10 protein-coding genes are annotated in these 12,124 nt (G+C 44.7%); 5 read left to right on the top strand and 5 right to left on the bottom strand.

Annotated elements, in window-relative coordinates:
* The 4 genes from ilvC to ilvE form a co-directional block, all read right to left on the bottom strand.
* A complete protein-coding gene (gene ilvC, locus VZF35_RS21910) occupies positions 1-999 on the bottom strand; it encodes a ketol-acid reductoisomerase (RefSeq protein WP_407308505.1) in 999 nt (332 codons plus the stop codon).
* A gap of 69 nt (positions 1,000-1,068) precedes the next feature.
* Positions 1,069-1,548 carry an acetolactate synthase small subunit gene (gene ilvN, locus VZF35_RS21905; RefSeq protein ID WP_407308504.1) on the bottom strand — a complete coding sequence of 160 codons (480 nt, stop codon included), beginning with the start codon at positions 1,546-1,548 and terminating at the stop codon, positions 1,069-1,071.
* Positions 1,549-1,552: 4 nt separating this feature from the next.
* Positions 1,553-3,241: a biosynthetic-type acetolactate synthase large subunit gene (gene ilvB / locus VZF35_RS21900; RefSeq protein WP_407308503.1), complete on the bottom strand. Its 1,689-nt coding sequence runs from the start codon at positions 3,239-3,241 to the stop codon at positions 1,553-1,555.
* 20 nt (positions 3,242-3,261) lie between these two features.
* Positions 3,262-4,161, bottom strand: a complete 900-nt coding sequence (gene ilvE / locus VZF35_RS21895) for a branched-chain-amino-acid transaminase (RefSeq protein ID WP_407308502.1) — start codon at positions 4,159-4,161, stop codon at positions 3,262-3,264.
* 354 nt (positions 4,162-4,515) lie between these two features.
* Here ilvE and VZF35_RS21890 point away from each other — a divergent pair, with 354 nt between their 5' ends.
* The 3 genes from VZF35_RS21890 to VZF35_RS21880 all read left to right on the top strand — a co-directional run bounded on the left by VZF35_RS21890 (position 4,516) and on the right by VZF35_RS21880 (position 7,159).
* Positions 4,516-5,811 (top strand): homoserine dehydrogenase, encoded by a 1,296-nt coding sequence (locus VZF35_RS21890; RefSeq protein WP_407308501.1) that lies wholly within the window; start codon positions 4,516-4,518, stop codon positions 5,809-5,811.
* On the top strand, positions 5,808-6,707 hold the full coding sequence (thrB, locus tag VZF35_RS21885; RefSeq protein ID WP_407308499.1) for a homoserine kinase: 900 nt from the start codon (positions 5,808-5,810) through the stop codon (positions 6,705-6,707). The genes VZF35_RS21890 and thrB overlap by 4 nt, the downstream gene beginning before the upstream one ends.
* Before the next feature lie 182 nt (positions 6,708-6,889).
* Positions 6,890-7,159, top strand: a complete 270-nt coding sequence (locus tag VZF35_RS21880) for a hypothetical protein (protein WP_407308498.1) — start codon at positions 6,890-6,892, stop codon at positions 7,157-7,159.
* 147 nt (positions 7,160-7,306) lie between these two features.
* Here VZF35_RS21880 and VZF35_RS21875 read toward each other — a convergent pair whose 3' ends face one another.
* Positions 7,307-8,245: an NAD(P)/FAD-dependent oxidoreductase gene (locus tag VZF35_RS21875; protein WP_407308496.1), complete on the bottom strand. Its 939-nt coding sequence runs from the start codon at positions 8,243-8,245 to the stop codon at positions 7,307-7,309.
* A 202-nt stretch (positions 8,246-8,447) separates the two neighbouring features.
* Between VZF35_RS21875 and VZF35_RS21870 the strand changes: the two genes are divergently transcribed.
* Together VZF35_RS21870 and VZF35_RS21865 are read left to right on the top strand one after the other, a co-directional pair.
* Positions 8,448-10,058, top strand: a complete 1,611-nt coding sequence (locus VZF35_RS21870) for an amidohydrolase family protein (RefSeq protein WP_407308495.1) — start codon at positions 8,448-8,450, stop codon at positions 10,056-10,058.
* Between the two features lie 89 nt (positions 10,059-10,147).
* A complete protein-coding gene (locus tag VZF35_RS21865; RefSeq protein ID WP_407308494.1) occupies positions 10,148-11,797 on the top strand; it encodes a M20/M25/M40 family metallo-hydrolase in 1,650 nt (549 codons plus the stop codon).
* The last annotated feature ends 327 nt before the right edge of the window (positions 11,798-12,124 follow it).

The raw sequence follows: 12,124 nt of genomic DNA, 5'->3' as shown, positions 1-12,124 counted from the left end.
CTACTCGTGCTTCTTCAGCCAGCTCATCATACCTCTTAGTTCTTGACCGACCTTTTCAATAAGATGGTTTTCCTCACGACGAGCCGTAGCATTAAAGGCGGGACGATTGGCTTGATTTTCCAATAACCAGTTCTTGGCAAAAGTCCCATTTTGGATTTCCGCCAGGACCTTTTTCATTTCTTTGCGAGTCTCCTCATTGACAATCCGTTTTCCAACCGTCATATCTCCATATTGGGCAGTATCGGAAACTGAATAACGCATCCAGCTCAGCCCGCCTTCATACATTAAGTCCACGATCAATTTGAGTTCGTGTAAACATTCAAAGTAAGCAATTTCTGGTTGATATCCTGCTTCCACAAGAGTATCAAAACCTGCTTTAACCAGTTCAGAAGTCCCTCCGCAAAGAACTGCTTGCTCTCCGAATAAGTCTGTTTCTGTTTCCTCACCAAACGTTGTTTCCAAAACTCCGGCTTTGGTGGAACCGATACCCTTAGCATAAGCTAAGGCTAACTCCTTTGCTTTCCCGGAAGCGTCTTGGTGAACAGCAATTAAAGACGGTACACCTGCCCCTTCGGTATACGTGCGACGGACCAAATGCCCCGGGCTCTTCGGAGCAACCATAAAGACGTCAACATCTTTAGGAGGCACGATTTGTCCAAAATGAATGTTGAACCCGTGTGAAAAAACGAGAGCTTTTCCTGACGTCAGATGTTGTTTTATTTCTGTTTCGTAGACTTTACTTTGGGTTTCATCTGGAAGGAGAATTTGAATGACATCTGCACGAGCGGCTGCCTCAGTGACTGTCATCACTTCGAATCCTGCCGCCTCAGCGCGCTCCCAACGAGCACTGCCGGGACGCAGACCAATTAATACCTTAAGACCGGAATCCTTAAGGTTTTGAGCTTGAGCGTGTCCTTGACTTCCGTAACCCATGACCGCAATGACTTTTCCTTTGAGTAATTCCAGATTTGCATCAACTTCATAATACATTTTTGCCATTATAAATCTTCCTCTCCATCTCTAAACTATTGTAGTAAACCAAACTGCAAACAGTATCTATTATACACCTCAGGCTTCGGATCGCATAATAGCTATTTTGCCCGTACGCACGAGTTCTAATAACCCATACGGACGTATGGCATGCACAAAGGCATCAATTTTCTCAATGTCCCCTGTCAACTCCACGGTCATATTGCTTCTTCCCATATCAACAACCCGCCCCCGGAAAACATCAACCGTCTGAAATACATCAGAGCGAGTTTCCGAGTTGAACTCAATCCTAATCAAGGCCAACTCCCGATCGACGACACTCTTTTCAGTTAAATCCACAACCAAGTGAACAACTACAAGTTTACTAAGTTGATTCCTCACTTGTTCAATGACTTGATCATCTCCGGCCACAACAATCGTCATCCTTGATACCTCTGGGTCCTCGGTCTGACAAACTGTCAGGCTATCAATATTGTATGCCCTGCGGGCAAAAAGCCCTGCCACTCTGATCAAAACACCCGGATGATTTTCCACCAGAACTGCCAGTGTATGCAACATATTCTTACCTCACAATCATTTCAGTAATGACCTTACCCGGAGGAACTAACGGCAAAACATTTTCATCCGGAGAAATCACAAAATCCAGTAATACCGGACCAGGATGATCGATAGCCTCTGTAATCGCAGCACGCACCTGATCAATAGAGTTTACATGAATACCATGGATGCCATAAGCCTCCGCGACTTTGACGAAGTCCGGATTCCCTTCCAGTTGAATTTGGTTATACCGTCCTTCATAAAACATTTTTTGCATTTGACGAACCATACCAAGAACGCCGTTATTCAGTAAGATGATCTTTATCGGGAGTTTGTTCTGAGCAATCGTCCCCAGTTCCTGAATAGACATTTGCAAGGAACCGTCCCCAGTTACTAAAAAGACCTTATCCATGGGACGAGCTAATTGGGCCCCGACAGAAGCCGGAAGGCCATACCCCATAACTCCCAAGCCACAACTCGTTGCATAATTGCGCATGTGGGCTGTCGGATAGAATTGAGCGACCCACATTTGATGTTGACCAACATCCGTTACAACAACCGACTCTCCACCGGCCAGCTCGCCAAGACATTTTATGACCATCTGAGGAGTAAGGTTGTCTAAATCGCAGCTTAAAGGATGATCATACTGCCACTTGCGCACTTGCCCCCACCAATCGGAGAGTTCAGGAAGTGGATACTCCGGCAGAACCTCCAGTACCTCTTCAAGAATTTTACGTGCGTCTCCAACAATCCGCATGTGAGTTTTAACGACTTTGCTAATTTCCACCGGATCAATGTCAATATGAATGACTGTTGCTTTCGTCGCAAATTTATGGCCCAAACCACTTGTTACTCGATCATCAAAACGAACTCCAACAGCAATCAATAGATCACAATCATCGACCGTATAGTTTGCCGTTACCGTTCCATGCATTCCGACCATTCCTAACAGATTGGGATGGCCAAAAGGCAGGCTTCCAATACCCATCAAGGTGGTGACAACCGGTAAATTTGCTTTTTCGGCAAATTGGCGGAGAGCTCCCTCAGCATTAGCGGTCACAACCCCCCCACCTGCATACAAGACAGGTTTTTGGGATTTCGAAAGGGCCTGCACAATTTCTTCAATTTTACTGTTATTACCCCTTCCGAAGATTTTATACCCCTTCAACTTCATATCATTGGGAAAAGGCTCGACATTTTCCTGGGCCAAGACGTCTTTAGGCAGGTCGATGAGTACGGGGCCGGGACGTCCGGTTCGAGCAAGATAGAAAGCTTCTTTAACAATCCTAGGAAGTTCCCGAGGATCTTTCACTAAATAAGAATGCTTCGTTATCGGCATGGTGATCCCGATAATGTCTACTTCCTGAAACGAGTCTGATCCGAGCGAACTGGTGGGCACCTGACCCGTCAAAACCACAAGGGGGATAGAATCGGAAAAAGCATTCGTAATACCAGTTACCAAATTTGTAGCCCCTGGGCCAGACGTTGCCAGACAAACCCCAACTTTACCACTCACACGAGCGTAACCGTCCGCTGCAAAAACTACCCCTTGCTCATGACGACCTAAGACGTGCCGTATCGGGCTGTCCAGCATAGCGTCATATAATGGCAGCAACACCCCGCCAGGATAGCCGAAGATAATTTCAACACCTTCCTCTTGCAAGGCGTTTAATAAAATTGTTGCTCCTGTTAATCCCTTCTTTTCTTCAGTCATAGTCCTCTGTCCCTCCTAAATTATCGAGCCGTTGCACTCGTTACGTTATAAATTTTAGGACCATTTACCATGGTTAAAGCCCTAAAAGCTGTAAGAAGTTTTTTAAACACTTCTCCAGGGACTCCATCTTCAATTTCCCGTCCATCAACATTGACGACAGGAATTAATTCGGCGGCTGTACCGGTGAGAAAACACTCACTGGCTGTATAAAGATCATGTCGAGTGAATAATTCTTCGGCAGTCTTTATTCCCAGTTCACGAGCAAGGTCTAGTACCGAATTTCTAGTAATACCTTCCAGAACTCCAGCCGATAATGGAGGAGTTAATAATACTCCATTCCGATAGATGAAAATATTGTCCGAAGTCCCTTCGGCAACATAGCCTTCTTGTGTCAACATGATCCCTTCAACGACTCCTGCTTGGTTCGCTTCGATTTTGGCAAGAATATTATTTAGATAGTTCAGAGATTTTATTCTCGGGTTTAAGGAGTCCGGATTGTTCCTGCGGGTAGCTGCAGTTTTAACTTGCAAACCTTTTTCATACATAAGCGGCTCAAAAATTTTTATTTGATCTGCGATACAGTAAATCGCTGCTTGTGGACATTTATTAGGATCCAGGCCTAAATCTCCTTTACCACGAGAAACAATTAAACGAATATAAGCATTGCTTAAGCTATTTTTGCGTAATGTTTCTAAGACGATCTCCTGCATTTGGTCCTTAGTTATCCCAATTGACAATCCAATTGATTTTGCAGAATCGTAGAGGCGCTTTAAATGTTCAGCTAATTTAAACACGCGGCCATGATAAGCACGTATTCCTTCGAAGATACCATCCCCATATAAAAAGCCATGGTCAAAAATCGATACTTTCGCCTCTTCCTCCGAAACGAAAGCGCCATTACAATAAATAACGAGTCCCATTCGATCTACCCCTTTCCCTAAATAATTCAGACAATTAAAAACCCAAGCCGAGTCCCTAGCAACGTGGAACTTTCCGCTTGGGTTTTTTCTACCCACGGTGTAAATCCTTGATTGGATTCTGTATCGCTTGGACCAGACAGGCTGCCCCGGAACCCTAGATACACTTCCTCTTCTGTTATAAGACATCCTTATTGCTAACTTTGTGTATATGATACAGAATACAATCCTCAGTGTCAACCCTTTTTCTCTTAAATTAACAATTACTTCAGGAATCCCTTGTCAAAAGTTGATATAAAGCGGTATAATGTCCACTATGGCAACACATTTGTTTTTATTGAGGGGAGCTGTCACAAAATGTCCATTGACATCGGCATATTAGGCCTTGGAACTGTCGGAAGCGGCGTAGTTAGCATATTGCAGCAAAATGCTGAAGATATTCAAACTCGTACCCAAAGCGAGATTCATATTAAACGAATTCTTGTCCGAAACCTTCTTACTCCTCGCGAGGTGCAGGGAGATTTTCTGCTCACAGATCAAGCGGATGATATCCTCCACGACCCAGACATTGATATTGTCGTCGAAGTAATCGGTGGAATTGAACCGGCTCGTTCTTATATATTAGAAGCGTTACGCCAAGGAAAACATGTTGTTACGGCGAATAAGGATTTATTGGCTTTACATGGTCAGGAACTTCTTGATGCGGCCAATGCTGCCGGCAAAGATCTCCATTTTGAAGCGAGCGTTGCAGGAGGTATTCCGATCATTGCCGCGCTCAAGCATGCTCTTGCCGCCAATCGAATTACGGCGTTGCTGGGAATTATTAATGGGACAACAAACTATATTCTGACTGCCATGGCAGAACAGGACCGTGAGTATTCTGAAGTACTGGCCGAAGCCCAAAGCTTAGGATATGCCGAAGCCAACCCCGCTGCCGATGTCGATGGCTTAGATGCGGCGCGTAAGTTAGCCATCCTATCTTCCATCGCCTTTAATTCACGGGTTACGATTCAGGATGTTTTTGTAGAGGGCATATCGAAAATTACGCGGGAAGATTTAGCGTATGCAGCGGAACTTGGCTGCACCATTAAATTATTGGCCATTGCCAAACATCAAGAGGAAGGAATCGAAGTCCGAGTCCATCCTGCAATTTTGCCTAACAACCACCCTCTTGCCTCTGTCAAGGGCGTCTTTAATGCCATTTACGTCGTTGGGGATGCCGTCGGCGAAACCATGTTTTATGGTCGGGGAGCAGGCTCTCTCCCGACAGGCAGTGCCATCGTCTCCGACATCATCCGGGTCATTCGCAACATCCAGTCCAACTCAACGTCTGTTATCAACTGCACCTGTTACCGTAATCTTGGGCTCAAAGCTGCCTCAGAGTTCCATACGGCATTCTATATCCGCCTCCTGGTCAAAGATGAACCGCGCGTCCTTGCCACCTTAGCACTGCTTTTTGCCGAAGCCAATATCAGCTTCGCCTCAATTATCCAAAAACCTCGCGGCGAACAACAGGCCGAAATTGTGCTTGTGACACACCCTTGCCGTGAAGGTGCACTTCAAGAAGCTCTGGACTCTGTCCGGGCGTATAGCAAAGTACTCAATATTCATAATGTCATTCGCTTTGAAAAAGGGGAGGATTCAAAGTCATGATTGTTAAAATCCCTGCCACCTCCGCAAATCTAGGACCTGGTTTTGACTGTCTGGGACTAGCACTTCAATTGTACAATTCTATCAAGGTTGAAGTGGGACAGCCCTTCCAAATCTCCTTGACAGGGACTTACAGCGAGGGAATCTCCACAGATGAAAGCAACTTGGTGTGGCGAACGATGTGCCATCTTTGGGCGAGTATTGATTACCCAACTCCTTCTGTCGCCCTGACCCTGGAAAATCACATTCCTCCTGCTCGCGGCCTTGGCAGCAGTTCGGCAGCAATCGTCGGCGGCCTTGTTGCAGCCAATGCCCTAGCTGGATCACCTTTAACAAAATTAGAGCTGCTGCAAATTGCCAATACCCTTGAAGGACATCCTGATAACGTCACCCCTGCTTTGTATGGCGGAATCACCTTATCAATCCCCACAGAAGAGGGCATTCTCCCAAGAGTCTTAGGTCAGGCACGAAGTTTAAAAGCAGTAGTTCTCATTCCCGACCTGCGACTGAAAACAGAAAAAGCGCGGGGAATTTTACCTCCCCAAGTATCTAGGCAGGAAGCAGTTTTTAATATCTCTCACGTTGGACTTTTAATTGATGCTTTTATTCGCGAAGAGTATTCCCTCTTAAAAGAAGGGATGCGTGACATGCTTCACCAAAACCAACGGGCAGTTCTCATTCCGGGCCTGTTAGCAACGTTAGAAGCGGCCCTGAATGCCGGTGCATATGGAGCTGCACTAAGTGGTTCCGGCCCTACCCTGATTGCCCTTATCCCCGAGACTTTAAAAATTTCCGTAGGTCATGCCATGTTAAACATTATGGAGCAACACGGCACGAAAGCTCAGACCATTGTTCTCGATATTGATACCTGTGGAGCTGAATATTCTATAAGTCAGTAAACCTCAAAATACCCGACATTGAAGTCTTAAGCTCATAAGAAATTACGATAGCCTCGTAGTTTTGTAGCACTAAAGGACTTGTTCGAATATGTTGTACTAGTAATATTCCAAATGGCAAATCCCCGTAAGTTTTCTACTTCTTATAGCCCTTGTGGCTAATAAACAGAAAGGGGATCACCGATATGCTATTTGGGTCACCGTTTTCATCGTTAGGAGGACCTTGCGGACCTTGCGGACCTTCCAGAATCGGCCTATTCGACTCTTACCCCATCGGAGCACGGTTAGCGATTGGCATGGACTCTGGCTTCTGGGTTGGAAACTTTGGCGGTTTACAAGATGGCGTAGCCTTATTAACCAATGCCCAGTTGTTTTCCAATATTGGCACTCCTATTGATGGACTTCGTCCGGTAGTTCGTATCCCGTTTAGGAATATTACGTTCGTATCTCAATAACTTGGCTTAGGGTAGGGAAATCCTACCCTATATTAATTTATCTTCTGGATAAAAAGCCTTTAAACGGTACCCACTAAAGCCTAAGGATTTGACTTTTGGATAGATAAAACCCTGTTTCCACCAGAAGCAAAATTTTTACCCTTGCTGCTATCTGCTGGCTAAAGTATTCTCAGAAAATACAGTTCCCCCTTGAGCCTTGCGTTCCGGAGAATTTAAGCTATCAAGATATTTTACGGCCTGCAGCGCCGCAGTACCGCCTTCTCCAGCAGCTTTAATTAATTGATAGGGTTGACCGGTACAATCTCCTGCTGCAAATAAACCAGGTAAATTTGTTTCCAAGTTATGATTCACCTTAATGCTTCCATTTTCCATTTCCAAACCGGAGACAAGCTGCTCAGCAGGCAGATTTTCTCTGATGATAAATACTCCATCCACTGCCAATTGTTCTTCACCGAAATCAAGTTTTTCCACGCTTTGACTGCCGATGATTCCTTGAACCTTGCTCTTTTTAACCTCAACTCGTGAGTCGAGCTGTAAAGGATTGCTGTAATAAGGTATATAATAAACTTTCGAACAAATATTGGCCATAAAATTGGCTTCATCTTCGCCTTCTTGATTATAGGAAATAATCGCTGTCCTTTTATTTTTATAGAGCGGTCCGTCGCATGTTGCACAATACCCTAAACCCAGGCCAAGTAATTCAGCCTCTCCGGGAAAAAGTTTACTAATTGATACACCCGTTGCTAAAATAAGAGCATCCGCTTCCAGAGATTTCTCCTTTCCAACTAAGGTGAAAGGTGGACCGGGATAAATATTGGTTATTTTGAAGGGAACGATAGGAATGTCCTTCTCCCTAAGATGATTTAAAAATCGCTGTCTTAAATCCTCTCCGCTAATTTCGGGAAAACCGAGCCAATTATCAATTTGAGGCGCTTTGGAGAGTTTTGGACTACAGAATTCCGAGCCCAGCAAAATGAAATCCCGATTTCTGATCTTGGCATTGAGTGCTGCAGCCATCCCTGCTGGTCCACATCCCACAATGGCAAGTTCATAGTGATCTTTAAGAGTCTGAATATCCTCTGACAATTCCTTACACCTCCAGTATTGCTGTTCCATAGATGAAAGTGTTCCCCAAATGTCATCAATATACTAACATTGTTCAACACACGAGTATTAATCGCGGTAGATGGCTTATAACTCCCAGAAATAAAATCTGGACTTGTCAGTTACGTGGAATGTGTTAATGTAATTAGAGGGAAACATTTTACAGTTTTAGGGTGGACAAAGAATGGATTGTGATCTTTTGATCATCAATGGTTTCATCATTGATGGCACAGGAAAACCAGGTTTTTATGCAGACCTAGCCATAAGTAAGGGAAAAATCATGGGAGTTGCCTCTAAACTTGAGTGCACCGCTGGGCGAATCATTGACGCTTTTGGGCTTGTGGTAAGTCCGGGGTTTATCGACCCACACGTTCATGCCGAGCTTGCCGTTTTGACAAGCGGGGCGTTTGAGGACTATCTGCGCCAAGGTGTGACCACTACAATCAATGGGAACTGCGGACATTCTATAACTCCTTATTCGTCAGATAATATCTATCGGTATATGACTACAAGTGGGCTGATTTCCCCTGAGGAAGAAGAACGATATAAACGTTCCGTGCCTGCCTGGAACAGTTTTTCTAGTTATATCGATACTATTAAAAGCAGAAGCACTAATTTGAATATGGGGTTTCTTTTAGGCCATGGCTCTTTACGCTGGAGCGTTATGGGTAAAACAAATGCCAGGACTCCGAATGTCGAGGAGTACAAAGAACTTAGCCGCTTAATTGAAGAAGGCATGGAACAGGGGGCTCTAGGTCTATCTACAGGCTTAGCTTATAGACCCAGCAAACATGCCGCTACGGATGAGCTTATTCAACTCGCTAAGATAACCCAAAAATACGACGGGATCTATACGTCCCATCTCCGAACCTATCTCGGGATTCTCGAAGCCGTTAAAGAAGCAATACAAATTGGCGAAGCCGCCGATATAAGAGTACAGATCTCCCATCTAACCCCGAGTTGTCCTGAGGCTTTCGTTGAAATCCTGACTGCGAGGAATCGGGGCCTGGAGATTGCCGTTGACACAATCCCCAAAAGCAGTGGGCACTTTAAGAGATGGGACAGATTTCTTCAGTTTATGTTGCCTTCAATATCTCAGACCTATGAGCTGAATCGAAATGTGCTGCAAGATACCGATAGTGCGCATAAAATCAACCGGAAACTGCTTAAAAAAATTAGATTTAAAGATAATCTTATGGTGTTTCACACTGCCGATCCTGAGATGGAACGTCGAACTCTCAAAGGCATAGCTGATGAAAAAAGGACGGCTGTCGACGATTTAATTCTCCAACTCTTGGCCAATAACAATCCTAAACTAACCTTCTGTCAGGGAGGACTAAACCGTTGGGACTTTCCAGGAACCCCTTACCCTGATGATGTTGCCCATAACCCTCTCGTCATGGTAGGCTCAGACAGGATCTTTGGAAACCTTCACGACCCATACGACTGGTATGAATTATTCCGAAAAGGTGCGTTTCCTATTTATTTTGACTTATGCAAACAAAAAGGGCTTTCCCTAGAAGAGGTTATCCGAAGGGTAACGTCTTTTCCGGCTCAACAGTTCCGATTAAAGGGTCGAGGGGTTTTAGCTAAAGGTAACGCTGCCGATATAGTAATCCTTGATCCGGATCATTTCCGATATCCCACTAACGAGGAAATTGACCCTCTGAACCCACGAACTATGGCGAGCGGAGTACGATATACCATCGTTAATGGCAACGTCGTCTTAGATAATGGAATCGTCAAAGAAATCAATGCTGGTCAACTGTTATCCAGAAATGGAACGATACTATAAAGCGTCTCCCCCTTAGTTTCAGGTAAGAACGAGGATGTGTAGTCGCTTTGTTTAATTAAAAAGCATTAAGGAACAAGGAGATTTTGGTTATGTTAAATTGCCTTGATGATGTCTTGCGAATCACAAAAAAATTAGTGAATATCCCAAGCATCGTGAACACTTCTGGAGAAAAAGCCTTGGCTGCAGCCATCTACCACCAGTTAAGGACTCTTCCATATTTTATCGCTAATCCCGAGCATTTAATGATGTCCCGTACCACCGACGATGAGGTCGAACGCTATAATATCACAGCTTTTGTCAAAGGAACTAAATGCTCCTCGGATAAAACAGTAATCCTTCTGGGGCATATTGACACAGTCGGGATCGATGACTTTGCTCAATTTAAGGATTTAGCTTGTCATCCTGATAAATTAAGTAAGGCCTATTTATCAGAAAAACTCCCCGCCAACATAGAACAGCACTTAAACTCAGGAGAATGGCTGTTTGGCCGGGGAGTTTTAGATATGAAAAGTGGCTTAGCAAGTCACCTTTATTTGCTCCAACATTATGCCGAACACCCCGAGGATCTCGCTGGAAACCTTTTGTTGGTAGCAGAGTGCGATGAAGAAGACAGTTCCCACGGCATTCTCTCAGCCTTAAAAATCCTTAAGAAGTGGAAAGAAACCTATCATTTCAACTATGCAGCAGCAATCAATGCCGATTTTGTCTCTCCTCGCTATGAAGGGGACAAAAATCGCTATATTTATAAAGGGTCTGTTGGCAAACTCTTGCCTTCATTCTTTATCACGGGAAAAGAAACACACGTCGGCTCTTGTTTCGAAGGCTTCGACCCAAACTTTTTAGCTGCCGAACTAACCAGGGAAATTAACTACAATCCTCTCCTCATCGACAAAGCTTACGGTGAGACGCCCGCTCCGCCGGTTTCCCTGAAACAAACAGATCTAAAACCGTCTTATACGGTTCAAACTGCTCTATCCGCATTCGTCTACTATAATTTTTTAATACATTCTTGGAGTCCCAAAGAGGTCCTGGAAAGGCTCAAGCATCATGCTGAAATCGCCTTCAAAAGAGCTTTGGATACCTTCACCGAGCGCTATCAGGCTTATTGCCGACTTAGCGGGGAAACCTCCCATCCTGTTCCCTGGAAGGTGCGGGTATTCACCTATGAAGAATTTCACAGGCAGTTGGTGGAGCAAAACGGAGAGGCTTATCTCGCTCATATGAAAGAGTTTACCGCGGATCTTCTCACTGACTCTACCTTGGATCTACGCATGTATTCAGCGAGGGTAGTTGAGGAAGCCTGGAAATTTATGCAGGATAAAAGTCCGGCTATGGTCCTGTTTTACTCATCTCTCTATTCTCCGCGAGTTGAAGTTACCGGTAAAAATGAGCAGGAACAGCAATTGATTGATGCTCTCGAAAAGGCCATTGCCAAAATTCAGCCAGCCTATCCGAACCCCATAGTCACCCGTAATTTCTTCCCTTATATTTCGGACATGAGTTTTGTGGCACTAAGCGACAACGAAGCGGGAATTCGAGCGGCAACTTTAAATAATCCGGCCTGGGGAACCAAACACTATGTAAACTATCAGAATATCCGGGACCTTAATGTTCCCGTGATCTGTATCGGCCCTTATGGCCTTGATGCTCACAAGAAGCACGAACGGACTGAGATTGTTTACTCTTGCCAGATTGTTCCGAACCTGATTAATGAAATTATTCGGGATATCTTAAAGTAGACGCCTGCCCTTCTCCGCTCAACTTCCTATAGCCCACTAGACGAACGTAGTCGTTCCTTTAAGCATGACGAACTTGGCTTTGTTCATCACCCTCGGCTTGTTTTTCTGAAATGAACGATGCTAGAACCAGGCTTGCAGGATTTAGTACTGCAGTCCAAGCATTAGGGCAAGGTTACTATGCTAATTACACCGGAGGACCAGTAAATTACTGCGCCAACATTTATTACACCTTGATGTCTACTAATCCCCAACCAAGATTTTGAAACGAGAATACAAGAGGCTGTCTCAAAATAGAAATATAATTTCTATGGAGAGGCAGCCCCTTTC

This window comes from Desulfosporosinus paludis, from assembly GCF_045689965.1.
In the GTDB taxonomy this organism is placed as follows: domain Bacteria; phylum Bacillota; class Desulfitobacteriia; order Desulfitobacteriales; family Desulfitobacteriaceae; genus Desulfosporosinus; species Desulfosporosinus paludis.
Note: the sequence above shows the minus strand (reverse complement) of the source record. Positions and strands in the feature narration are given on the sequence as shown.